This window comes from Enterobacter oligotrophicus, assembly GCF_009176645.1.
GTDB lineage: Bacteria > Pseudomonadota > Gammaproteobacteria > Enterobacterales > Enterobacteriaceae > Enterobacter > Enterobacter oligotrophicus.
Window position 1 is genome coordinate 1,284,200 of the sequence record NZ_AP019007.1, and the last position, 22,390, is coordinate 1,306,589.

Here is a 22,390-nt window from a genome sequence, read left to right on the forward strand (position 1 = left end):
TCAATTTTGTTTTAGAGGGAAAAAGCAGATCTGCGCGGCGGCGCACGGGTATCAGGATAGAGCCAGGGGAAAAAGTGCCAGTAACTGACCGCCTGACGAGGCGGCTTCACGCGAAGTCGTTGCAGAACCACACTGAGCAGCACAATCAGCGCCAGCATCACGCCCGGCACATGCGCCAGCAGCACACAGTAGCCGCACGCTTCCGCGTGATCGAGAGGCATAGAGTGCTGCATATCGCCATGATGCGCATCCATCGACATCATGCTCATGTCATGATGCATTCCCGGCATGGCGCTCATAGGATCTTTCTGCAGCGAGACGGAGATAAGCGGTGCGACCACGATCAGCAAGATCGCAAACAGCGCGATCAATGCCGCTGCGCGTTTCCGTTTATGCTGATGCAGTACGTTATCCACTTACCCTCCACTGAAGAGGCAAGTATTGTAAATGATTTATGAAAAAAGGGTTAACGCGAGAGGTGCGATAGGATAAAAAAAGGGCCGACCTTTCGGCCAGCCCTTTTTAACAGGATGTCGCTTAAGCGAATCTTAGTTAAGACGCTCTTTAATACGAGCAGACTTACCGGTACGCTCACGCAGGTAGTACAGTTTAGCTTTACGTACAGCACCACGACGTTTAACAGCAATGCTGTCAACTACCGGAGAGTGAGTCTGGAAGACACGCTCAACGCCTTCGCCGTTGGAAATTTTACGAACAGTGAATGCAGAGTGCAGACCGCGGTTACGAATAGCGATAACCACGCCCTCGAATGCCTGCAGACGTTTTTTGGAACCTTCAACAACCCATACTTTCACTTCCACGGTGTCACCTGGACGGAAGGAAGGTACGTCCTGCTTCATCTGCTCTTGTTCAAGTTGCTTAATAATGTTGCTCATAATTTAATCTCTTATCCTGGGTAAACTGATATTCGGGCGCGTATTACGCATTCCCATCATGTTCATGCTGCTGGTGCGCGTGTTCGCTTTTGAACTCGGCCAGCAACTTTGCTTGCTCTTCAGTCAGAGCCAGGTTTTCCAGAAGTTCAGGTCTTCTAAGCCAGGTTCGGCCCAGCGACTGCTTCAAACGCCAGCGACGTATCTCGGCATGGTTTCCAGACAGTAACACTGCCGGTACTTCCATCCCTTCTAACACTTCAGGACGAGTATAGTGTGGACAGTCCAGCAATCCATCGGCAAACGAATCTTCCGTTGCCGATGCTTCATGGCCCAGAACACCCGGAATGAACCGGGCGACGGAGTCAATCAGCGTCATTGCCGGTAACTCACCACCGCTGAGAACGTAATCGCCGATAGACCATTCTTCGTCAATCTCGGTTTGAATTACGCGCTCATCTATCCCTTCGTAGCGCCCACAGACCAGAATCAGCTTTTGATTCGTCGCCAGTTCGCTCACGCCTGCTTGATCAAGCCTGCGTCCCTGAGGTGACAGATAAATCACCTTTGCGCCTTCACCTGCCGCGGCTTTTGCTGTGTGAATGGCGTCCCGTAAGGGTTGCACCATCATTAACATCCCCGGTCCGCCGCCGTAAGGACGATCGTCCACGGTACGGTGCCGGTCATGCGTAAAGTCACGAGGACTCCAGCTCTGGATGCTCAGCAGGCCATTTTTTACTGCCCGGCCAGTTACCCCGTAATCGGTAATCGCGCGGAACATTTCAGGAAACAGGCTAATTATGCCAATCCACATAGCGCCGTCTTTTACCGTTTATCCGGAGAATTTAAAAACCAGGATCCCAATCTACTTCAATCGTTTGAGTAGCGAGATCGACTTTCTTGATAACCTGTCCATCGAGGAACGGAACCAACCGCTCCTTGATGCCAAATGCATCTTTCAGGTTTGCCTTAATGACGAGAACGTCATTTGACCCGGTTTCCATCATATCGATGACTTTCCCCAGGCTGTAACCTTCAGTGGTGACCACCTGGCAACCCATAAGGTCTTTCCAGTAGTAGTCGCCCTCTGCAAGCAAAGGCAACTGCGACGAATCCACGACAATTTCACAATTAGTCAGCGCATTCGCGGCATCACGATCGTCAACGCCTTTCAGCTTGATGATGATGTCCTGATTGTGGTGACGCCAGCTTTCCAGCTCGACCTCTTCCCACTTACCGCCTTTCTGGATAAACCAGGGCTGGTAATTAAAAATGCTATCAGCGTCTTCAGTGGAGGAAAACACTCTGAGCCAACCACGGATACCGTAGCAAGAACCCATTTTTCCCAATACGATCGGTTCAACAGGTGCTTTATTGCTCATCATGACCACCGTGACAGATTAAGCTGCTTTGTTTACTGCTTTGATCAGCGTAGCAACGCGATCGGAAACAGTCGCGCCCTGGCCAACCCAGTGAGCGATACGATCCAGATCCAGACGGGTTTCTTCTTCTGCGCCAGCGGCCAGTGGGTTGAAGAAACCAACGCGCTCAATGAAGCGACCGTTGCGTGCATTACGGCTGTCGGTTACAACAACCTGGTAGAACGGACGCTTTTTAGCGCCGTGACGAGCTAAACGAATAGTTACCATAACATCCTCTTGTGTGAATAAAACAACCGGGCCCCATCGAGGAACGGAGCCCGGTGTCATATTAAAAGCCCGAAAATTTTACTGATTTCTGGGGAAATTGCAATCAGCATCTTGATACTGAGCATTAAACACGGGTTATCGGCCAGGGAATCCTGGCGGCATCATCCCCTTCATGCCGCGCATCATCTTCGCCATTCCGCCTTTCTTCATTTTCTTCATCATGCGCTGCATGTCGTCGAACTGTTTCAGTAGGCGGTTGACGTCCTGCACCTGCATGCCGCAGCCGGCTGCAATACGGCGTTTACGGGAACCTTTGATGATTTCAGGCTTCGCACGTTCTTTCAGCGTCATCGAGTTGATGATCGCTTCCATACGCACCAGCACCTTGTCATCCATCTGTGATTTCACGTTATCAGGAATTTGACCCATGCCCGGCAGTTTGCCCATCAGGCTCGCCATGCCGCCCATGTTTTTCATCTGACGCAGTTGCTCAAGGAAGTCGGTCAGGTCGAAACCGTCGCCTTTTTTCAGCTTACTTGCCAGCTTCTCAGCCTGCGCGCGGTCAACTTTGCTCTCGATATCTTCGATCAGCGACAGCACGTCGCCCATCCCGAGGATACGGGAAGCAATACGGTCCGGGTGGAACGGCTCCAGCGCTTCCGTCTTCTCGCCCACGCCGAGGAATTTAATCGGTTTGCCGGTAATATGACGAATAGAGAGCGCTGCACCGCCGCGGGCGTCGCCGTCCACTTTAGTCAGCACCACGCCGGTTAACGGCAGCGCTTCGTTAAACGCTTTTGCGGTATTCGCCGCGTCCTGACCGGTCATGGCATCAACAACAAACAGGGTCTCTACCGGGTTGATAGAGGCATGCACCTGCTTGATTTCGTCCATCATCGCTTCGTCAACGTGCAGACGACCGGCGGTATCCACCAGCAGCACGTCATAGAATTTCAGCTTCGCTTCTTTCAGCGCCGCATTAACGATATCGACTGGCTTCTGGGCGACGTCGGACGGGAAGAAATCCACGCCAACCTGCTGCGCCAGGGTTTCCAGCTGTTTGATCGCCGCCGGGCGATAAACGTCCGCCGAAACCACCAGCACCTTTTTCTTGTGCTTCTCGCGCAGGAATTTACCCAGCTTACCGACGCTGGTCGTTTTACCCGCCCCCTGGAGACCCGCCATCAGCACAACCGCCGGTGGCTGAGCGGCCAGGTTCAGCACCTGATTCTCTTCGCCCATCGCCGCAACCAGCTCGTTACGAACGATCTTGACGAACTCCTGACCCGGCGTCAGGCTCTTATTAACTTCATGACCAACCGCCTTCTCTTTCACGCGGTTGATAAAATCACGCACGACAGGCAGCGCCACGTCGGCTTCGAGCAGCGCCATGCGCACTTCGCGCAGCGTCTCTTTAACATTCTCTTCGGTAAGGCGTCCGCGGCCGCTGATGTTGCGCAGCGTGCGCGACAAACGATCGGTTAAATTATCAAACATTGTCTCTCGCCTGGGGTAGAAACGTTGGGTCGCGTGAGCGACACATACACAGAATTTTGCCGGAGTATAACATGAAGGCAGCTTTGTTGTTATGCAACGGTTGGAGCAGGCGTCACGTAACGTTATACTGCTTCTCTTTCTTATTAAGACAACTGTCGACGCCTATATGCCTGTTTTCGCACTGATCGCTCTTGTTGCCTACTCTGTCAGCCTCGCGCTGATCATTCCCGGCCTGCTGCAAAAAAACAGCGGCTGGCGGCGCATGGCTATCCTTTCGGCAGTGATCGCACTGGTAAGTCACGCTTTTGCGCTGGAATCTCGCATCATTCCCGGTGATGGCAGCGTGCAAAATCTGAGCGTGCTGAACGTCGGCTCACTGGTCAGCCTGATGATCTGTACGGTGATGACCATTGTCGCCTCAAAAAATCGCGGCTGGCTGCTGCTGCCAATTGTGTATGCCTTCGCGCTGATCAATCTGGCCCTGGCCACCTTTATGCCCAATGAATTCATTACTCATCTGGAAGCCACTCCGGGAATGCTGGTGCACATTGGCCTGTCATTGTTCTCCTACGCAACATTAATCATCGCCGCGCTCTACGCCATGCAGCTCGCCTGGATTGACTATCAGTTGAAAAACAAAAAGCTGGCCTTTAACCATGAAATGCCACCGCTGATGGTCATTGAGCGTAAGATGTTTCATATCACTCAGGTCGGTGTCGTACTGCTGACGCTGACGCTCTGTACCGGCCTGTTTTACATGAAGAACCTGTTCAGCGTGGAGAATATCGACAAAGCCGTTCTCTCCATCATCGCGTGGTTTGTCTATATTGTCCTGTTATGGGGTCATTATCATGAAGGCTGGCGCGGTCGTCGCGTGGTCTGGTTCAACGTCGCGGGTGCGGGTATTCTCACCCTTGCCTATTTTGGCAGCCGCTTCATACAGCAATTTGCTGGCTAAGTAACAAAGGAGTTCCCCCTGGAACACATCTCTACCACCGCGCTGATCGTCACGCTGATCATCATGGTGGTCATCTCTGCCTATTTCTCTGGCTCGGAAACCGGCATGATGACGTTGAACCGCTACCGGTTACGTCATCGCGCGAAGCACGGTAATCGTGCCGCACGCCGTGTCGAAAAGCTGCTGCGTAAGCCCGACCGCCTGATTAGCCTGGTGCTAATTGGTAACAACCTGGTCAACATTCTCGCTTCTGCGCTGGGCACCATCGTCGGCATGCGCCTGTACGGTAACGCCGGGGTCGCCATTGCCACTGGTGTCCTGACGTTCGTGGTGCTGGTGTTTGCCGAAGTGCTGCCCAAAACCATCGCCGCACTTTACCCGGAGAAGGTGGCCTACCCGAGCAGCTTCCTGCTGGCACCGCTGCTTATTCTGATGATGCCGCTGGTCTGGCTGCTGAATATGGTCACCCGCCTGCTGATGCGGATGGTGGGCATCAAAGCGGACGTCACCATCAGCAGCGCACTCAGCAAAGACGAGCTTCGCACTATTGTGAATGAATCCCGCTCGCAGATTTCCCGCCGCAATCAGGACATGCTCCTGTCCGTACTGGATCTGGAGAAAGTCAGCGTCGACGATATCATGGTGCCGCGCAATGAGATTGTTGGTATTGATATCAATGATGACTGGAAGGCCATCGTCCGTCAGCTGACGCACTCCCCGCACGGGCGCATTGTGCTCTATCGCGACTCGCTGGACGATGCCATTAGCATGTTGCGCGTGCGCGAGGCCTACCGTCTGATGACCGAGAAAAACGAGTTCACCAAAGAGGTGATGCTGCGCGCCGCCGACGAGATTTACTACGTCCCCGAAGGAACACCGCTCAGCACACAACTGGTGAAATTCCAGCGTAATAAGAAAAAAGTGGGCCTGGTGGTTGATGAATACGGTGATATTCAGGGGCTTGTGACGGTCGAAGATATTCTGGAAGAGATTGTTGGAGACTTCACCACGTCAATGTCACCTTCTCTTGCAGAGGAAGTCACCCCGCAAAACGATGGCTCGGTGTTGATTGACGGGAGCGCCAATATTCGTGAAATCAACAAAGCCTTCAACTGGCATCTGCCGGAAGATGAGGCGCGCACGATGAACGGGATGATTCTGGAAGCGCTGGAAGAGATCCCGGCGGCAGGCACACGGGTGCGTATTGAGCAGTACGACATTGATATCCTGGACGTGCAGGACAATATGATCAAGCAGGTGAAGGTTCTGCCCGTCACGCCACTTCGGGAAAGTATTGCCGAATAAAATGTAGGCCGGGTAAGGCGAACGCCGCCACCCGGCACTACGGATGGCACATTACGCTTTCGCTTTCGCCACGGTCACCATCGCAGCGCGAATAGTACGGCCGTTCAGGGTGTAACCTTTCTGCATCACGCCAAGTACGTTACCGGCGTCGACATCTTCTGATTCCACCATCGCAATCGCCTGGTGAACGTTCGGGTCCAGCGGTACGTTGGTATCGGCAATCACTTCCACGCCAAACTTACGCACCACATCCAGCATGGATTTCAGCGTCAGTTCGATACCCTCGATCATCGCCGCGTTGTCCGGATTCGCTTTATCCGCCACTTCCAGCGCGCGATCCAGGCTATCAATCACCGGCAGCAGTTCGTTGACGAATTTCTCCAGCGCAAATTTATGTGCTTTTTCAACGTCCAGCTCGGTACGACGACGCAGGTTTTCCATTTCCGCTTTGATGCGCAGCACACCATCGCGTTCGCGATTCTGCGCTTCGACTAACTGAGCTTCCAGATTCGCAATTTTTTCATCGCGCGGGTCCACCTGCTCAGCAGACGCGTCTGGCTCTACAGCCTCAACTTCGTCGTGCTGTTCCGTGATAATTTCTTCAGGGGCTTGCCCCTCAGGCGTTTTCTGTTCTTTACTACTCATGAATTTCTCCGCGTTTTTCTGCATTCATCTCGCTAACTTCGCTTATTATGGGGATCAGTTTCCGGGATTCAAGGGAACAAGACAGATTGTCATCATTCATCAGGCACAAGGACCTCCAGAAAATGAATAATCATTTCAGGTGCATTGGGATCGTCGGGCATCCGCGTCACCCTACTGCATTGACGACACATGAAATGTTGTATCGCTGGCTGTGTGGTAAAGGCTATGAAGTGATGGTCGAGCAGCAAATCGCCCAGGAGCTGCAGCTTAAGGGCGTCAAAACCGGCACGCTGGCGGAAATTGGCCAACAGGCAGATCTCGCCGTGGTGGTTGGCGGCGACGGCAACATGCTGGGCGCAGCCAGAACCCTTGCTCGCTATGATATCAAGGTTATCGGTATTAACCGTGGCAATCTCGGTTTTCTGACGGACCTCGACCCGGACAATGCTCAACAACAACTGGCCGATGTGCTGGAAGGCCACTATATCAGTGAAAAACGCTTTTTACTGGAAGCGCAGGTGTGCCAGCAGGACTGCCAGAAGCGCATCAGCACCGCCATTAACGAGGTGGTTCTCCACCCCGGAAAGGTAGCGCACATGATTGAGTTCGAAGTGTATATCGACGAAATCTTTGCTTTCTCACAGCGCTCAGACGGGCTGATTATCTCCACGCCGACGGGCTCAACCGCCTACTCCCTTTCTGCGGGTGGCCCGATTCTGACCCCCTCGCTGGACGCCATTACGCTGGTACCGATGTTCCCGCATACGCTCTCTGCCCGCCCGCTGGTAATTAACGGCAGCAGCACCATTCGCCTGCGCTTCTCGCACCGCCGTAATGACCTGGAGATCAGCTGCGACAGCCAGATCGCGCTGCCTATCCAGGAGGGCGAAGATGTCCTGATTCGTCGGTGTGATTATCACCTGAATCTGATTCATCCGAAAGATTACAGCTATTTCAATACGTTAAGCTCAAAACTTGGCTGGTCAAAAAAATTGTTCTGATTTTGCATCCAACACTTTACTGTATAAAAAACCAGTTTATACTGTATGTAAACACAGTTATGGTTTTTCATACAGGAAAACAATTATGCTGGCACAACTGACCATCAGCAACTTTGCCATTGTTCGTGAGCTTGAGATCGATTTCCACAGCGGCATGACGGCGATCACCGGGGAAACCGGTGCAGGTAAATCCATTGCCATTGATGCCCTCGGCTTGTGCCTCGGCGGCCGTGCAGAGGGTGACATGGTGCGCACGGGAGCAAACCGTGCAGACCTCTGTGCCCGCTTCTCCCTGAAAGATACCCCTGCGGCTCTCCGCTGGCTGGAAGCGAACCAGCTGGAAGATGGACGTGAGTGTTTACTTCGCCGAGTGATCAGCAGCGATGGCCGTTCACGTGGTTTTATCAATGGCACTGCGGTCCCGCTTTCCCAGCTTCGTGAGCTCGGCCAGTTACTCATTCAGATCCATGGACAGCACGCACATCAGCAACTCGTTAAACCGGAACAGCAGAAAGCACTGCTTGATGGCTACGCAGGTGAGTACGCGCTTACTCAACTGATGGCAGAGCACTACCGTCAGTGGCATCAAAGCTGCCGTGAGCTCGCCCAGCACCAGCAGCAAAGCCAGGAGCGTGCCGCCCGCGCAGAACTGCTGGAATACCAGCTTAAAGAACTGAACGAATTTAATCCTCAGTCGGGTGAGTTTGAGCAAATTGACGAAGAGTACAAGCGCCTGGCGAACAGCGGCCACTTGCTCTCAACCAGCCAGAACGCCCTGAATATGCTGGCAGATGGTGAAGACGTAAACCTGCAGAGCCAACTGTACAATGTGCGTCAACTTGTTACCGAACTGACTGGCATGGACAGTAAACTCTCTGGCGTGCTGGATATGCTGGAAGAGGCTGCAATTCAACTCTCAGAAGCTGGTGATGAACTTCGTCACTACTGTGAACGTCTGGATCTCGATCCGAACCGTCTGTTTGAACTGGAGCAACGCATTTCCCGTCAGATCTCACTGGCGCGCAAGCACCACGTCACGCCGGAAGAACTGCCAAACTACTATCAGTCTCTGCTGGAAGAACAGCAGCAGCTCGACGATCAGGCTGACTCGCTGGAAACCTTATCCCTGGCGGTAAACCTGCATCACCAGCAGGCGCTGGCAACGGCAAAACAGCTGCATAATATCCGTCAGCATTACGCGCAAGAGTTAAGCCAGCACATCACCGACAGCATGCACACACTGGCGATGCCACACGGCGTGTTCACGATTGATGTCCGCTTTGAAGAGAACCATCTCACGGCAGAAGGGGCCGATCGCATCGAATTCCGCGTCACCACGAACCCAGGCCAGCCTTTACAGGCCATCTCTAAAGTCGCCTCCGGCGGCGAGCTGTCGCGTATTGCACTGGCGATTCAGGTCATTACCGCACGTAAAATGGAAACCCCGGCGCTGATTTTCGATGAAGTGGACGTGGGGATCAGTGGCCCGACGGCGGCGGTCGTGGGCAAACTGTTACGCCAGTTGGGTGAATCAACGCAGGTAATGTGCGTTACCCACCTGCCGCAGGTCGCGGGCTGTGGTCATCATCACTTTATCGTCAGCAAAGAAACAGACGGAGAAATGACCGAAACGCACATGAAACCGCTGGATAAACGCGCACGTCTGCAGGAACTGGCGCGCCTGCTCGGTGGCAGTGAAGTCACCCGCAATACGCTCGCGAACGCAAAAGAACTGCTGGCGGCATAAACTTTTTCGGGATCTCAGGGTCATACAGAACAACAAAAACGCCGCCAGACCGGTTTCAAAGTGGGGCAAGGTCTATTATCATCGGCATATAACATATGAGCCGCGTTCTGCTCGGGCCCGAAAAGGAATCAAATCACTATGCGTTGTAAAATGCTGACCGCTGCCGCAGCGGTTCTTCTGATGTTGACCGCAGGCTGTTCCACTCTGGAGAAAGTGGTTTACCGTCCTGACATCAACCAGGGGAACTACCTTACCCCTAACGATGTGTCCAAAATCCGTGTGGGGATGACACAACAGCAGGTCGCTTATGCACTGGGAACCCCGATGATGTCCGATCCATTCGGGACAAACACCTGGTTCTATGTTTTCCGTCAGCAACCTGGCCACGAAGGTGTGACCCAGCAGACCCTGACGCTGACCTTCAGCAGCGCCGGTGTGTTGACCAACATCGACAATAAACCTGCCCTGACCAGGTAATCCGGTGTCAGAAATGCAAAAAGGTGCTCATTGAGCACCTTTTTTTGTATCTGAACGCTAGCACAGACTCGTAGCCCCGGTAAGCGCAGCGCCACCAGGGACAAACGTACTACTTACCCGATTTCTCCGCTCGCTGACGACGCAACTCTTTAGGGTCAGCAATAAGCGGGCGATAAATCTCAACCCTGTCGCCTTCTTTCAGCACGTCAGACAGTTTCACCGGACGGCTATAAATGCCGACTTTATTCTTCGCCAGGTCAATGTCGCTACGAAGCTCAAGGATACCAGAAGCACGTATAGCCGCTTCAACGGTTGCCCCCTCTTCCAGCGTCACGCCCTGCAGATACTGCTTTTCCGGCAGCGCATACACCACTTCTACAGATATCTTATGCGACACTGTAAACCTCTTTGGCGCGAGTGGTGAACGCCTGAACCATGTTCGACGCCAGTTCTTTAAAGATGCGGCCAAACGCAAGCTCAATCAGCTTATTGGTAAATTCAAAGTCCAGATGGAATTCGATGCGACAGGCGTCAGCGCTCAGCGGCGTAAATTTCCACCCTCCCATCAATTTTTTAAATGGACCATCCACCAGATGCATCAAAATACTCTGATTATCAGTCAGCGTATTGCGGGTGGTGAACGTCTTGCTGATCCCCGCTTTGGAGACATCGACCGCCGCCGTCATCTGCGTCGGGCCTGATTCCAGTACCCTGCTGCCGGTACATCCCGGAAGAAACTGCGGATAAGACTGGACATCGTTCACTAACTGATACATTTGTTCCGCGCTGTAGGGGACAAGCGCAGTACGGCTAATCTGAGGCATAGCATTTTCCATGGTCACACAACAAACAAATAATAACATTTATCCCTTGTTAAAAAAACGCTAAGCCTTATCTCGTGCTAAGATAGCGCGTTAGACCTCACAGGACGCAATGAGGTGACTTTTTGAAATCAGATTACCGACGGCTTTACGACACTTATGACGAAGAAAAAAGCACATAAACCAGGCTCGGCGACCATTGCGCTCAACAAGCGTGCTCGCCACGAGTATTTTATCGAAGAAGAATTCGAAGCAGGTCTTGCACTGCAGGGCTGGGAAGTTAAATCGCTGCGCGCCGGGAAAGCGAACATCGGCGATAGCTATGTGATCCTGAAAGACGGCGAAGCCTTCCTGTTCGGTGCCAACTTTACACCGCTGACTGTCGCCTCTTCACATTATGTGTGTGACCCAACGCGCACCCGTAAGCTGCTGCTGAACAAGCGTGAACTGGAATCCCTCTACGGACGTATTAACCGTGAAGGTTTCACCGTGGTCGCGCTGTCACTGTACTGGAAAAATGCCTGGTGCAAAGTGAAAGTCGGCGTTGCCAAAGGTAAGAAACAGCACGACAAACGTACTGACCTGAAAGAACGCGAGTGGCAGCTCGATAAAGCACGTATTATGAAAAACGCAGGGCGTTGATTCTGCGCGCTTATTGTACAATTCAATAAGTTAGCGTTCCGGGCTGGTAACCAGGAAGTGAAATCTGGTATACTGAGTTCAACACTATTGGGGCTGATTCTGGATTCGACGGGATTTGCGAAACCCAAGGTGCATGCCGAGGGGCGGTTTGCCTCGTTAAAAGCCGCAAAAAATAGTCGCAAACGACGAAAACTACGCTTTAGCAGCTTAATAACCTGCTCTGAGCCCTCTCTCCCTAGCTTCCGCTCTTAAGACGGGGATCAAAGAGAGGTCAAACCCAAAAGAGATCGCGTGGATGCCCTGCCTGGGGTTGAAGCGTTAAAACTAATCAGGCTAGTTCGTTAGTGGCGTGTTTGCCCGCAGCTGACGTGCGAATGTAAAGACAAACTAAGCATGTAGTACCGAGGATGTAGAAATTTCGGACGCGGGTTCAACTCCCGCCAGCTCCACCAAATATTCATTCATGATGCATCATGAACCTTAAAAAAGCCTGTAACTTCAACGAGTTGCAGGCTTTTTTGTTGCATGTGTGGTCATGATCTCTGTATGAATCTTGGCCTTTTGGCACCATGTTTAGCACCACGGTATCGTGGGTCTAAAAAAGCGTGGTGCTAAAACATGCCTAAGCAACTGAAACTCTTAACAAATGTGGAGATCGCTGGCGCGAAGCCCCGTAGCACAGATTATGAGCTACGGGACGGTGAAGGCCTGTACTTGCTAGTTAAGACTTCAGGGAGGAAGGCCTGGCATTTCGAGTATTATCATCCCGTCACCAAAAAGCGCACCAAAACCAGCCTTGGCCCTTACCCGGTCGTTACACTGGCCATGGCTCGCGAAACTCGCACGAAGTACAGACGACTGCTCTGGCAGGGTATAGATCCCCGTCAACACTTAGCAGGAATAGCCGAAGAAAAACGCATCCAGAATGAATGCACGCTGGAAAAAGTTGCGGAACAGTGGCTCAAAGAGAAGAAACGGACCAGCGATCTTAGCGAAGATCACGCCAAAGATGTCTGGCGCTCGCTGGAGATGCACATCTTCCCTTCTCTGGGCAATATGCCCGTCACCGAGATCCGCCCGAAGATGCTCAAGGAGCACCTCACCCCGCTGGAAGAACAGGGCATCCTCGAAACGCTGCGTCGGGTCATCTCACGGCTCAATGAAATCTTCCGCTTTGCCATCTCCGAAGAGCTCATCGAGTTCAATCCGGCTGACAACCTGGTCGCCCGCTTCAAAAAACCGAAAAAGCAGAACATGCCCGCCCTCCCCCCAGCGAGCTGGGCAGGCTGATGCTGGCGCTACAGAACACCTCTATCCGCAAAGAAACCCGCTGCCTTATCGAATGGGAGCTACTGACCTGGGTTCGCCCCGGCGAAGCCGTCAGCGCCCGCTGGTGCGACATCGATATGAAAAAAGCGGAATGGCGCATCCCTGACACCTTTATGAAGATGAACCGTTCTCACACGGTGCCACTCAGCAAACAGGCGCTGCGCGTTCTTCAGATCATGGAGCCCGTCAGCCGCCATCGTCCGTGGGTCTTCCCCAGTATTCGTAAACCACTGGAACACATGCACCAGCAGACTGCCAACGCCGCGCTTATCCGTATGGGGTTTGGCGGTGAGCTGGTCGCCCACGGCATGCGCAGCATCGCCAGAACGGCGGGGGCAGGTCATTTTCCCCGTGAAGTTCTGGAATCTGCGCTGGCACACCAGAAAGAAGACGAGATCGAAGCGGCCTACAACCGCAGCGACTATCTGGAACAAAGGCGACCGCTGATGCAATGGTGGGGAAACTACGTTGATGCGGCCCGACGGCAAGCATTGCTCGGCGAAGAAGAACCGCTGCGGATCGTGGAAGGAGAATAATGTGACCAGCCCCATTCGTCAGAATCTGTTTGAACGGGAATGTGATATGCCGCTGCTGGAAGCGCGGCATCTCGCCCTTCTGCTTCTCGGCCTTGATGCTTCCCAACCGGCAAATGCCCTGCCGGAAGAACATCAGGAAAATTACCGTATCCTGCACGACGCCATCAGCCGCACCATCAAAGCTACAGGCATGGTCAGCGCCCCGGCGAACAAACGCATGTTCTATGCCGATGAGATGTTTGCCCTGGCCTGGCGGCTTATTGATGACGAACTCACACCGCCAGAAATTAAGGCCCGCAGCCTGATGGCGGTGATGAAACTGTCACGCAACAGCCGTGGCCGCAAGTGGCTGAAAACGCTCGGTGATGATGCGCTACCGGACCTCACTGCTTCAGCACAACCTTCCCTGCGTGGAATGCATAAACGCGACAAGGCTCGAAAAAATACTGCCCGACTCTGCTGGCTACTGGTTCAGCTTCTGGTTGAGGAGACTGACGGGCGTTATGGAACGTCAGATAAACCGGCTTCGGATCGGATACTTCGTAAGCTGAAAACGCTGGCGCAGGAGCGGGAATTGCCGTCGGATGGGCTTGGTAGGGGGACGTTTTATGAAGTGCAGAAGATGGGGCGAGGGAAGGAAAAGTAGGTGTCTGTGCTGGGATGATGGTAGTCGATTGTAACTTCAATTTTCACGCCACCCTAACTCTTTGTATTAAATACAATAACCCGCCAATAGCGGGTTATTTACAAAGCAATGAGTCAAATAAGTTGGAACAAGTTTCTGGGATTGGAAATCGGTCGGTTGACTGAGAACAATTCCCTAATTAACTCTTGGCTTAAACCGGTTTTCATAAGAATCTTCATCCATGCAACATCGTCCAACATTTCGATCGCTTCGGCTAGCATACTTGGTTCTTCAGGGCGTAAGAATTCATCACCAGGTTCCACTTTGGTATACCCTTTGGAGTTCAGATGCATATAACCAGTTCTAGCCTGTTCCTGGGTTAATAGCCCCAATGTACTGGCTCGATAAATGCACATTTTAAGGCTTATTTTCCACCTAAGTTTAAAATCAACCAAAGCGTTCCAATCGAATTGTTTGCCTCTTATGCGTGGAAATTCCTTTATGAAAGATAATCGTGGAACAAGCAATGCGCTCGAAAAGCGATCAGCTTGTGATTCCGTCATTTTATCGCCAGTAGTTATGCCTTCATGCATGACCAAGTGCCCCAATTCATGGCCTATATCTGAGCGAAATCTACATATGCTTTTTTTGACATTATTCCTGATGATGACAGGCCTGTTATTGTGGACAGTAAAAGCATCAACGCGATCATCTACCCCCGTTACATGAGCAACTATTACCCCTAAACTCTCCACCAACTTAACCATCGACGAGATTGGACCCAGCCCCAAATTCCAGGCACGCCGACAGTCTTCTGCCACACGTTCGATATCATTTGGAGTAAGTAATTCAGTGCCAGGATGTTCCGGTATATTGACATCAGGGAATTCAATTTCGCCTTCAACCGCGGAGATTAAAATATTAAGAATCTCCGCTCTGGCCAGAACACTATTAGTAAGAGTTTGAGTTCTGGACTTTTTACTCCTGAAATGGCAAACATCGCTTTCCAGGGCATATTTTCTTTCAGTAAATAGGAAATCAGGTTTAATCATAAGAGCCGAAGCTATTAACTCTAACAATTGCTCTGATGGCCTAAACCCTTTTTCTAATTTACTAACGAATTGTTTTGTCTTGCCAATTTTTTCGGCTAACTCTTCGCAAGAAAGCCCAACAGCCATCCTAGCTAATTTGAGCTTATCCCCACGATAATCAGTGAAGTCAATCACCTGATGTTCCATTGTTACTCACATCCAAATCTTGATCTTTCTTACGACGACGAAGAGACGCTTTGCCGATCTCTGCTTCGTCAGGAAGGGTATTGGAATCAAGGGGCATAAGTGGTACGGAAGCTGTAGATTGGTGAGAAACCATACTGACCTGTGCACCATATGAGTTAAACCCAACGAGAGCCACCTCCCATCGTGGCAATGTGGACTCTAGCTCACCATCCTCTTCTTCGGATATAAATGGCTCGGCTAAAATTCGCCATGTAATATCTTGCTCGGCCTCACATTCACCAAACAAAGAAAGCTGTTCATGCTCAACTTTATTTCGGAGAAGACGATGTCTCTTCTTCGGGTTATCAATGCAATCTTTAGAAAATTGCAAAGGCACTTTATTTAGAGCTACAACATAGTCTAATCCCTTCGAAACCATTTCAAGGCCGGGAATAGTACCTTCGCTTTGAATCAGATGATTTCTCACCCAATCGTAAGCCCTTACACCTTCAGACCAGTTACTATCCAATGTGTGCTTATGGTAGTACAACTGCTCCAAGACGTTAGCAATTTCAGCCAACAGCTGACGAACATTGCTTTCAGCAAGATAAGGCTGAAACTCCCAACAAGGTGCTAACTGGTTGTCACTCATTTCAAGTTTCGCTTTTTTTTGGATTCGTAAACCATATATTTTCGCATTTTTCTGATTTTGTCAACCAACTAAATTAAAAAAACCGCTGAGTGAACTAACTCTTCAAGGAGAACCATTTTCTTAGCGGGATATATGGCCTACGTGCGGTATCGTACTGATCTCAGGGCGCTGAATTTGGTTTGTTTTGTTGGGTTGGGTGCGCGACTTCGTTTTTGGAATCTGGCTACGGTGATGAGGACGTCCCCTCTCACATTCTACATACACTCTCGCCTCTTACTGCAAGTGAAGTGTTTGTAGTCGTGCGTTGCCATTCGTTAACCATAGCAAATCTAATCTCGACGGGGCTCAAATGAATAAAAACCATTTATTTTCAATAAATTAATCTAACGCCATCAGTTTTGATGGCAAAGAGACTCTTTCCGGACTCATTATTTTCTCTCCGGACTCCACTTTTTAACCCGGACCTATACCTCCCCTTCCCGTTCCGCGCTATAACCGCTTCGACACTCTGTTCCCGTGAGGTGCAATCATGAAAACCTGTGCTGACAGTAACGATGCTTTTCCCGAAAGCGGCAATGTGCGTATGCGGCAGGTGGTCCAGTTTCTGGCGATGAGTGAATCGTCGGTTTACCGCCTGATTAAAAACACCGACTTTCCCCGCCCCGTCCATCTCTCTTCCCGACTGGTGGTCTTTGATGCTGCTGAAATCCGCCAGTGGCAACAGCGCCGCACCGCCATCCGTTAATCCACGCTCAGGGATGAGCCGACCGATACCCCATCATGAAACGCGCCCCTTTTCTCAACAAGCAGTCTCCCGACCGCACGCTCGAAGTGGTGATCCTCGCCGGAAGCCTGGCATGGGAGACCTCACGCGTCTGGCGAAAAGATCCCGACCGGGAAGATGATATTCCCCCGGTGGTACTCGGCCCGGATGAACTGGCCGATCTGGACAACCTGACCATTATCAGGCCCGACACGCTCTATGCCCGTGTACTTCGTACCGGCGATATACGCGAAGAAGACCTGCTGAAAATCGCCGTAAAACTGGCACACGCGGGTGTGCAGATGGCGCGGCTGATGACCCCCGACGGTGAGTTAGTGGAGAACTGGACCGGGCAGCTTGAACGCCTGCGGCAGGAAAGGCCTTCCGACATCCTGCCGGATCACTTCCGCCTCGATGAAGAGGCACTGTGGTTTGACAAGCACACCGAACGCCGGGACGGTGAAAGCGATGTCCAGCCCCAGCGCATCTGTTCCCCTCTGCGCGTCACCGCCATCACCTGCGACAGCCATGACGGCAGCTATGGCCGACTGCTGGAATGGCACACCACCACCGGGCAGTTGCGGCGCTGGGCCATGCCGATGGCGATGCTCAGCGGCAACGGCGAGGAGCTGCGGCGCATCCTGCTGGAGAACGGTCTGACCTATATCTCCACCCGCCCCGCCCTGCGCAGCCTGCTGTGTGAATACATCTCGCGGTCACTCCCCGGACGCCGGGTCACCTGCGTGGAGAAAACCGGCTGGCACAACGGGGTATACGTGCTCCCGGATGAAGTTATCGGTCCCGGTGGCGACAATGTCATCCTTCAGGGCAGCCACTACCTGACTGGTGGCTTTGCGCAGGCAGGGACGCTGGCAGAGTGGCAGGAGCAGGTCGCCGCACTCTGTGCAGGCAACTCGCGTCTGGTCTTTGCCGTCTGCTGTGCGCTGGCCACCCCGCTGCTGCGCCTGACCGGAACGTGTGGCGGGGGTTTCCACCTGCGCGGTGAGTCCACCGATGGCAAGACCACGGTGATGAAAGTGGCCGCTTCCGTCTGCGGTGGCACGGATTACTGGCACTCCTGGCGGGCCACCGGGAATGCGCTGGAGGGAATTGCCAGTCGCCACAATGATGCCCTGCTGCCGCTCGATGAACTGCGCGAAGTGGATCCGCGTGAAGCCGGGATGATTGCCTATATGCTGGCGAACGGCCAGGGCAAGGGGCGCGCCCGCACCGACGGCGAGGTACGCAGCCGCAGGCACTGGACGCTGCTGCTGTTCTCCACCGGGGAGCTGTCGCTGGCGGAACACACCGAACGCGCCGGGGAGCGTCTCTACGCCGGGATGGACGTGCGCATGGTACAAATCCCCAGCGACACCGGGCAGCATGGCGCGTTTGAGCAGCTACACGGCTTTGCCAGCGGCCAGCAGTTCGCCGATACCCTCTGCGACAGGGTGGCCCGCTTTCACGGCACCGCCTTTCGTGCCTGGCTGGCCTTCCTCACCCACGACCAGGACGCCAGCACCACGCTGGCGAGAGAGTTACTTCGCCGCTACCAGACCGCCCTGATGCCGGACAACGCTGGAAACCAGGTGCAGCGCATCGTGGCCCGTTTTGCCCTGCTGGCGGCGGCCGGAGAGATAGCGACGCTGCACGGCATCACGGGCTGGCAGGAAGGCACGGCGTATGAGGCGGTGCAGATCTGCCTGCACGCCTGGCTGAACGAGCGCGGCCATATTGCCAACCAGGAAGATGAAGGCGTGCTGGCGCAGATCAAACGGTTTATCACCGCGCACCAGTACAGCCGCTTTGCCTCGTGGGATGGCCCGGACCGCCCGCTGAATATGGCAGGCTTTCGCCGGGTGGAAAAAGATCCGCTGACGGGCGAGGAACACACACTGTTCTTCATCCTGCCGGAGGGCTGGCGGGAAATATGCTGGGGATTCAGTCCTGCCAGAGCGGCCAGATTATGCCAGGAAGCAGAATGCCTGCAGCTCGGCAGCGACGGGAAATACCAGTCGCAGGTTCGCCTGCCGGAGATCGGCAAAACCAGGGTTTACCGGCTTACCTCCCGCATCCTCAGTATCTGAGTGCAGTCTCACGTGTCTTAAAAAAAGGTGGTACAGGGTGGGACAAGTGGTACACGCAGAGCTGGCGAGGGTTACAGCGTCCCACCTTAGAGAATTTGGTTAAAAAAAGGTGGTACAGGGTGGGACAGCCGTTGCTAAATCTGTCCCACTTTTCCGACTGGCATTTTTCAGGTGGTACAGCGCAAAGCCACGGCTGGCGCGGTTGTACCACTTGTCCCACCTGTACCACCTCAAAAACAGAAGGAATGAAAATGGCGAAAAGGGAGTGAAAAGGCAAAGGCTGAAAGGAAGGGAGAATAAGGGGAACGGACTTGCCCGAAAAATTCCGAAGCATAAACAACATACGAAGTTAAAGCAATAACAACAACTTACATTTCAAGCGCTTAGAAGCGAGATTTCACGTTACAGTAACAATTTAATATATTGATATCATTAACTATTCCCCATATCTTATATTCATAATATAATCATTGCTAACATTAATAAAAAGTCGAGAACTGCAATGGAACTCAGAAGAATATCTGTAAATAATTTGTTCGGAATTTTAAACTATGATATTGATTTAGGGAACTCAGAAACAATTATTATTACCGGACCAAACGGTTACGGAAAAACCATGCTTTTAAAGATAATTGACAACATTTTAAATAAAAATATAGATTTTTTCTTTGATTTGCGATTTGAAGAAATAAAAGTTGAACTTGACACCATATTACTATGTATAGAGAAACAAAAAAATAAGAATGTTGCAGTTACGGTAGTCGATTATGTAAACGATAAAAAACGACAGGAAGTATTCACTCTAAATAAAAACAAAGAACTTGACGTTGATTATTTTGATGAAATATATAATAAACTATTAATCTGTGACAACATAGATTCTGATTCTATACTAAAATCATACAATCATGAGGAAATATTAAATTACTATAAAATTAAAAAAATAAAACTTCATAAAGAAAAGCATCATAAAAGTGATTTCTTGGATAAATCCATTCCTAATGCAGAGTTAACTTTTATCAAAGCGCAAAGGATAGAGAATATAAAAAATGAAAAATCAGCAATCGAGTCACAAGCAAATTTCCTTCTTGAGTTGATAAAAAGAGCTGCTGAGGAATCAGCACAAATAAGCCAAAGACTTGACTCCACATTTCCAGCAAGATTATTTGATAGCATTAACGAAAATATATCTTCAACTTCTATCAATGACAGATTGATAGGCATTCAGAGAAAAAGAGAACTTTTTATGAAGTTCGGGATAATAAAGTCTGAAGATACTTTTATCCCTAGAAAATTCAGCAATGCAACATTAGGAAAAGAGTACTCAACCGTTTTAAATCTGTATATTTCAGATGCTTTAGAAAAACTATCACCTTATGAAGAATTATTTGAAAAAATAAATTTATTTGTTAATTTATTGAACGAAAAAATGCTTGCATTTAAAGAAATCAAGATCAGTAACGAGCATGGATTTTATTTTCAAAGTGATAATGGAGAAAAAATATCATTAAGTAACTTATCTTCAGGTGAGCAAAACCAAATAGTCATCTATTTTGATCTTATATTCAAAGCTAAACAAAATTCAGTAATTCTTATTGATGAACCAGAAATCTCTTTACATGTTGCTTGGCAAAAAGAATTTCTTGATTCAATAGCAAGAATACAAAAACTTAATGAGTTCTCTAAAATAATTATTGCTACACACTCGCCTCAAATAGTTAATAATAATTGGGATATAACTTACGATTTATTCGAGAATAACAATAAAAACATGGAGGGACAATGAACAGCCTCCGTGATATCACCGGTGTTTCAGACTGGATATCTGGAATGCTTTTGCTTTTTAGATCACCAAAATATAGCAGGAAGATTTTTTTCACTCTAGAAGGAGAAAGTGATATTAGATTTCTTAATACTCATTTTGCAGATGAGAGAATCCATTATGATTCGCCGTGTAGTGGTAAACCAGAAGTAATAAATGCTGTGCAATTATTGCGCTCTCATGGCAAACAAAACGTATATGGTTTATGCGATGCTGACTTTGATATTTTAGAAGGTAACAGCTACGAAAACATTCATTTTACGGACTGTCACGATCTCGAAATGATGTTAATAGAAGGTGGTTCATTTGACAAATTTATTTCTGAGTTCTTAAAGACAAGTATACTTAGAATACATACTCTTGAAGATATACGAAATAATCTTAAAGAATCTATAATTGACGTAACTTACAAAATAGGAATACTAAAATGGCTTAATTTCAAAAATAATTTATTGTTAATGTTTAAGGGAATGAAATACGATAACTTCATAACCTTTGTGGACTTTAGTGCGAATATAGACATAGATAATTACATTCAGCACATCCTCGACAGAAGTCCTCGAAAACCTCCACACTGTGATTTCAATTTTTTGAAAAAAGAGTACCAATTACTTTATAACAAACAAGCAGATTATAAATATGTTTGCAATGGACATGACTTTACGTATATCACCATGATGGCCTTTCACTCAGAATTTTCCCGTGATAAGAATATAACTCAAGAAAAAGTTGAATCACATTTAAGAATAGCATACTCAGCAACTGCATTTCAAAGCACAAATATTTATAACGAACTTTCGGGCTTAATAGATAGCCATAACATTTAATAAATAACATTCAAAAAATAGCGAAATACACCGTTTCAATACCGAAACGGTGTATTTTTCAGAAAAAAAACCACCTTCATTAAAATTAAATATAACCCATTGATTTATTAAATAATAACACGAATGGATGAACAATCAATGCAAATAACTTCATATATTACCAGACAATATCAATGTACTCCCGGGGTTATTTTTCTTAAAACGGTGATACTGGAGGATCAATTCTGCAAGCTCATCGTCAACAGCATAAAAATACGCTTCCGGTACATCAAGCGCTGCCGCCAGCTTACAGACAAGCTTGAAATCGGGTGCATGGACTTCCTTTTCATACGAACTGATACGCGCGCTTGCGGATTCTTCATCCAGCCCTGCGAGTACACCCAATTCCGCTTGCGTCAGATCAGCCCTGACTCTTGAAATCTTTAATCTTTTACCAATCACGATTGCAATCCTGCACCTGAACATGCAGGAATTATCCCTCTCTGGGCAGCAACCATCTTCAGGTATTCCCTTACCTATTCATGTATTACTTGAATTTTGATTACATTTGGAGCTAAATTCAAGAATTGCGTGATTTATCACGGTTAAAAAGAGAAAACCGATGAAAAAGTCAACAACCAAAGACTGGCACCCCGCCGACATCGTCGCCGCCTTACACAAGCGCGGTACCAGTCTGGCGAAACTATCGCGGGAAGCGGGACTGGCCTCGTCAACGCTGTCGAATACCCTGACGCGCCCGTGGCCGAAAGGCGAGTGGCTGATTGCTATCGCGCTGGACGTGCATCCGTCAGCGATCTGGCCGGAGCGTTACCTCAACGCCAATAACAAACGTGAACCCCGTAAACCGCTTCACCCCATGACAACAACCGATAACTCCGGGACATAACGACCCGCGCT

24 protein-coding genes, 1 other RNA gene and 1 pseudogene are annotated in these 22,390 nt (G+C 50.2%); 14 read left to right on the forward strand and 12 right to left on the reverse strand.

Features of this window, described 5'->3' with window-relative positions:
• Positions 1 to 11: 11 nt before the first annotated feature.
• The 6 genes from EoCCA6_RS06075 to ffh form a co-directional block, all read right to left on the reverse strand.
• Positions 12 to 416 carry a DUF2946 domain-containing protein gene (locus tag EoCCA6_RS06075; RefSeq protein WP_152081912.1) on the reverse strand — a complete coding sequence of 135 codons (405 nt, stop codon included), beginning with the start codon at positions 414 to 416 and terminating at the stop codon, positions 12 to 14.
• A gap of 132 nt (positions 417 to 548) precedes the next feature.
• Positions 549 to 896 (reverse strand): 50S ribosomal protein L19, encoded by a 348-nt coding sequence (gene rplS, locus EoCCA6_RS06080; protein WP_002914145.1) that lies wholly within the window; start codon positions 894 to 896, stop codon positions 549 to 551.
• 43 nt (positions 897 to 939) lie between these two features.
• Positions 940 to 1,707 carry a tRNA (guanosine(37)-N1)-methyltransferase TrmD gene (gene trmD, locus EoCCA6_RS06085; protein WP_152081913.1) on the reverse strand — a complete coding sequence of 256 codons (768 nt, stop codon included), beginning with the start codon at positions 1,705 to 1,707 and terminating at the stop codon, positions 940 to 942.
• Positions 1,708 to 1,738: 31 nt separating this feature from the next.
• A complete protein-coding gene (gene rimM, locus EoCCA6_RS06090) occupies positions 1,739 to 2,278 on the reverse strand; it encodes a ribosome maturation factor RimM (RefSeq protein WP_152081914.1) in 540 nt (179 codons plus the stop codon).
• Between the two features lie 15 nt (positions 2,279 to 2,293).
• Positions 2,294 to 2,542: a 30S ribosomal protein S16 gene (gene rpsP / locus EoCCA6_RS06095; RefSeq protein ID WP_032642860.1), complete on the reverse strand. Its 249-nt coding sequence runs from the start codon at positions 2,540 to 2,542 to the stop codon at positions 2,294 to 2,296.
• A gap of 135 nt (positions 2,543 to 2,677) precedes the next feature.
• Positions 2,678 to 4,039, reverse strand: a complete 1,362-nt coding sequence (gene ffh / locus EoCCA6_RS06100) for a signal recognition particle protein (RefSeq protein ID WP_152081915.1) — start codon at positions 4,037 to 4,039, stop codon at positions 2,678 to 2,680.
• 166 nt (positions 4,040 to 4,205) lie between these two features.
• Here ffh and EoCCA6_RS06105 point away from each other — a divergent pair, with 166 nt between their 5' ends.
• Positions 4,206 to 4,997, forward strand: coding sequence for a cytochrome C assembly family protein (locus tag EoCCA6_RS06105; RefSeq protein WP_032674137.1), 792 nt, complete (start codon positions 4,206 to 4,208; stop codon positions 4,995 to 4,997).
• An 18-nt stretch (positions 4,998 to 5,015) separates the two neighbouring features.
• Positions 5,016 to 6,302 (forward strand): HlyC/CorC family transporter, encoded by a 1,287-nt coding sequence (locus EoCCA6_RS06110; protein WP_152081916.1) that lies wholly within the window; start codon positions 5,016 to 5,018, stop codon positions 6,300 to 6,302.
• A gap of 51 nt (positions 6,303 to 6,353) precedes the next feature.
• Here the strand turns inward: EoCCA6_RS06110 and grpE are convergent, their stop codons facing one another.
• Positions 6,354 to 6,947 carry a nucleotide exchange factor GrpE gene (grpE, locus tag EoCCA6_RS06115; RefSeq protein WP_152081917.1) on the reverse strand — a complete coding sequence of 198 codons (594 nt, stop codon included), beginning with the start codon at positions 6,945 to 6,947 and terminating at the stop codon, positions 6,354 to 6,356.
• A gap of 122 nt (positions 6,948 to 7,069) precedes the next feature.
• On the opposite strand from grpE, the gene nadK reads away from it, so the two are divergent.
• From nadK to bamE, 3 genes are all read left to right on the forward strand, one after another.
• Positions 7,070 to 7,948: an NAD(+) kinase gene (nadK, locus tag EoCCA6_RS06120; RefSeq protein ID WP_152081918.1), complete on the forward strand. Its 879-nt coding sequence runs from the start codon at positions 7,070 to 7,072 to the stop codon at positions 7,946 to 7,948.
• An 85-nt stretch (positions 7,949 to 8,033) separates the two neighbouring features.
• The gene (recN, locus tag EoCCA6_RS06125) at positions 8,034 to 9,695 is read left to right on the forward strand and encodes a DNA repair protein RecN (protein ID WP_152081919.1); all 1,662 of its coding nucleotides are present in this window, start codon (positions 8,034 to 8,036) and stop codon (positions 9,693 to 9,695) included.
• 138 nt (positions 9,696 to 9,833) lie between these two features.
• Entirely contained in the window at positions 9,834 to 10,172 is a 339-nt protein-coding gene (gene bamE / locus EoCCA6_RS06135; protein ID WP_152081921.1) for an outer membrane protein assembly factor BamE, read from the forward strand.
• A gap of 109 nt (positions 10,173 to 10,281) precedes the next feature.
• Here bamE and EoCCA6_RS06140 read toward each other — a convergent pair whose 3' ends face one another.
• Together EoCCA6_RS06140 and EoCCA6_RS06145 are read right to left on the reverse strand one after the other, a co-directional pair.
• A complete protein-coding gene (locus EoCCA6_RS06140) occupies positions 10,282 to 10,569 on the reverse strand; it encodes an RnfH family protein (protein ID WP_152081922.1) in 288 nt (95 codons plus the stop codon).
• Positions 10,559 to 10,996, reverse strand: a complete 438-nt coding sequence (locus EoCCA6_RS06145) for a type II toxin-antitoxin system RatA family toxin (protein ID WP_198440047.1) — start codon at positions 10,994 to 10,996, stop codon at positions 10,559 to 10,561. The genes EoCCA6_RS06140 and EoCCA6_RS06145 overlap by 11 nt, the downstream gene beginning before the upstream one ends.
• A 156-nt stretch (positions 10,997 to 11,152) precedes the next feature.
• Between EoCCA6_RS06145 and smpB the strand changes: the two genes are divergently transcribed.
• The 4 genes and pseudogenes from smpB to EoCCA6_RS06165 all read left to right on the forward strand — a co-directional run bounded on the left by smpB (position 11,153) and on the right by EoCCA6_RS06165 (position 14,146).
• Entirely contained in the window at positions 11,153 to 11,635 is a 483-nt protein-coding gene (smpB, locus tag EoCCA6_RS06150; protein ID WP_008502505.1) for an SsrA-binding protein SmpB, read from the forward strand.
• A gap of 89 nt (positions 11,636 to 11,724) precedes the next feature.
• Positions 11,725 to 12,087, forward strand: a transfer-messenger RNA (tmRNA) gene (ssrA, locus tag EoCCA6_RS06155).
• Positions 12,088 to 12,253: 166 nt separating this feature from the next.
• Positions 12,254 to 13,500 (forward strand): annotated as a pseudogene (locus tag EoCCA6_RS06160) (integrase domain-containing protein).
• Position 13,501: 1 nt separating this feature from the next.
• Positions 13,502 to 14,146 carry a hypothetical protein gene (locus EoCCA6_RS06165; protein WP_152081924.1) on the forward strand — a complete coding sequence of 215 codons (645 nt, stop codon included), beginning with the start codon at positions 13,502 to 13,504 and terminating at the stop codon, positions 14,144 to 14,146.
• Between the two features lie 113 nt (positions 14,147 to 14,259).
• On the opposite strand, the gene EoCCA6_RS06170 is transcribed toward EoCCA6_RS06165, so the two are convergent.
• Positions 14,260 to 15,363 (reverse strand): helix-turn-helix domain-containing protein, encoded by a 1,104-nt coding sequence (locus EoCCA6_RS06170; RefSeq protein WP_152081925.1) that lies wholly within the window; start codon positions 15,361 to 15,363, stop codon positions 14,260 to 14,262.
• Positions 15,344 to 15,994 carry a hypothetical protein gene (locus tag EoCCA6_RS06175; protein WP_142512553.1) on the reverse strand — a complete coding sequence of 217 codons (651 nt, stop codon included), beginning with the start codon at positions 15,992 to 15,994 and terminating at the stop codon, positions 15,344 to 15,346. The genes EoCCA6_RS06170 and EoCCA6_RS06175 overlap by 20 nt, the downstream gene beginning before the upstream one ends.
• A 529-nt stretch (positions 15,995 to 16,523) precedes the next feature.
• Between EoCCA6_RS06175 and EoCCA6_RS06180 the strand changes: the two genes are divergently transcribed.
• The 4 genes from EoCCA6_RS06180 (at position 16,524) to EoCCA6_RS06195 (ending at position 21,493) form a co-directional block, all read left to right on the forward strand.
• Complete coding sequence (locus EoCCA6_RS06180) at positions 16,524 to 16,739, forward strand: AlpA family transcriptional regulator (RefSeq protein ID WP_152081926.1); 216 nt, start codon at positions 16,524 to 16,526, stop codon at positions 16,737 to 16,739.
• Between the two features lie 35 nt (positions 16,740 to 16,774).
• Positions 16,775 to 18,844 (forward strand): DUF927 domain-containing protein, encoded by a 2,070-nt coding sequence (locus EoCCA6_RS06185; protein WP_152081927.1) that lies wholly within the window; start codon positions 16,775 to 16,777, stop codon positions 18,842 to 18,844.
• A 502-nt stretch (positions 18,845 to 19,346) separates the two neighbouring features.
• Entirely contained in the window at positions 19,347 to 20,630 is a 1,284-nt protein-coding gene (locus tag EoCCA6_RS06190; RefSeq protein WP_152081928.1) for an AAA family ATPase, read from the forward strand.
• A 44-nt stretch (positions 20,631 to 20,674) separates the two neighbouring features.
• Positions 20,675 to 21,493 (forward strand): DUF4435 domain-containing protein, encoded by an 819-nt coding sequence (locus EoCCA6_RS06195; RefSeq protein ID WP_137376300.1) that lies wholly within the window; start codon positions 20,675 to 20,677, stop codon positions 21,491 to 21,493.
• Positions 21,494 to 21,643: 150 nt separating this feature from the next.
• On the opposite strand, the gene EoCCA6_RS06200 is transcribed toward EoCCA6_RS06195, so the two are convergent.
• A complete protein-coding gene (locus tag EoCCA6_RS06200) occupies positions 21,644 to 22,000 on the reverse strand; it encodes a helix-turn-helix domain-containing protein (RefSeq protein WP_152081929.1) in 357 nt (118 codons plus the stop codon).
• A 94-nt stretch (positions 22,001 to 22,094) separates the two neighbouring features.
• Here EoCCA6_RS06200 and EoCCA6_RS06205 point away from each other — a divergent pair, with 94 nt between their 5' ends.
• Complete coding sequence (locus EoCCA6_RS06205) at positions 22,095 to 22,379, forward strand: helix-turn-helix domain-containing protein (protein ID WP_152081930.1); 285 nt, start codon at positions 22,095 to 22,097, stop codon at positions 22,377 to 22,379.
• Positions 22,380 to 22,390: the final 11 nt, after the last annotated feature.

Bases quoted from the DNA above. Each gene is read 5' to 3' on its own strand.
- EoCCA6_RS06105 (WP_032674137.1), top strand. From the start codon at position 4,206: ATGCCTGTTTTCGCACTGATCGCTCTTGTTGCCTACTCTGTCAGCCTC.
- EoCCA6_RS06170 (WP_152081925.1), bottom strand. From the start codon at position 15,363: ATGGAACATCAGGTGATTGACTTCACTGATTATCGTGGGGATAAGCTC.
- rpsP (WP_032642860.1), bottom strand. From the start codon at position 2,542: ATGGTAACTATTCGTTTAGCTCGTCACGGCGCTAAAAAGCGTCCGTTC.
- smpB (WP_008502505.1), top strand. From the start codon at position 11,153: ATGACGAAGAAAAAAGCACATAAACCAGGCTCGGCGACCATTGCGCTC.
- EoCCA6_RS06205 (WP_152081930.1), top strand. From the start codon at position 22,095: ATGAAAAAGTCAACAACCAAAGACTGGCACCCCGCCGACATCGTCGCC.
- EoCCA6_RS06145 (WP_198440047.1), bottom strand. From the start codon at position 10,996: ATGCCTCAGATTAGCCGTACTGCGCTTGTCCCCTACAGCGCGGAACAA.
- trmD (WP_152081913.1), bottom strand. From the start codon at position 1,707: ATGTGGATTGGCATAATTAGCCTGTTTCCTGAAATGTTCCGCGCGATT.
- recN (WP_152081919.1), top strand. From the start codon at position 8,034: ATGCTGGCACAACTGACCATCAGCAACTTTGCCATTGTTCGTGAGCTT.
- bamE (WP_152081921.1), top strand. From the start codon at position 9,834: ATGCGTTGTAAAATGCTGACCGCTGCCGCAGCGGTTCTTCTGATGTTG.
- nadK (WP_152081918.1), top strand. From the start codon at position 7,070: ATGAATAATCATTTCAGGTGCATTGGGATCGTCGGGCATCCGCGTCAC.
- grpE (WP_152081917.1), bottom strand. From the start codon at position 6,947: ATGAGTAGTAAAGAACAGAAAACGCCTGAGGGGCAAGCCCCTGAAGAA.
- rplS (WP_002914145.1), bottom strand. From the start codon at position 896: ATGAGCAACATTATTAAGCAACTTGAACAAGAGCAGATGAAGCAGGAC.
- EoCCA6_RS06190 (WP_152081928.1), top strand. From the start codon at position 19,347: ATGGAACTCAGAAGAATATCTGTAAATAATTTGTTCGGAATTTTAAAC.
- EoCCA6_RS06175 (WP_142512553.1), bottom strand. From the start codon at position 15,994: ATGAGTGACAACCAGTTAGCACCTTGTTGGGAGTTTCAGCCTTATCTT.
- EoCCA6_RS06185 (WP_152081927.1), top strand. From the start codon at position 16,775: ATGAAACGCGCCCCTTTTCTCAACAAGCAGTCTCCCGACCGCACGCTC.
- EoCCA6_RS06195 (WP_137376300.1), top strand. From the start codon at position 20,675: ATGCTTTTGCTTTTTAGATCACCAAAATATAGCAGGAAGATTTTTTTC.
- EoCCA6_RS06180 (WP_152081926.1), top strand. From the start codon at position 16,524: ATGAAAACCTGTGCTGACAGTAACGATGCTTTTCCCGAAAGCGGCAAT.
- rimM (WP_152081914.1), bottom strand. From the start codon at position 2,278: ATGATGAGCAATAAAGCACCTGTTGAACCGATCGTATTGGGAAAAATG.
- ffh (WP_152081915.1), bottom strand. From the start codon at position 4,039: ATGTTTGATAATTTAACCGATCGTTTGTCGCGCACGCTGCGCAACATC.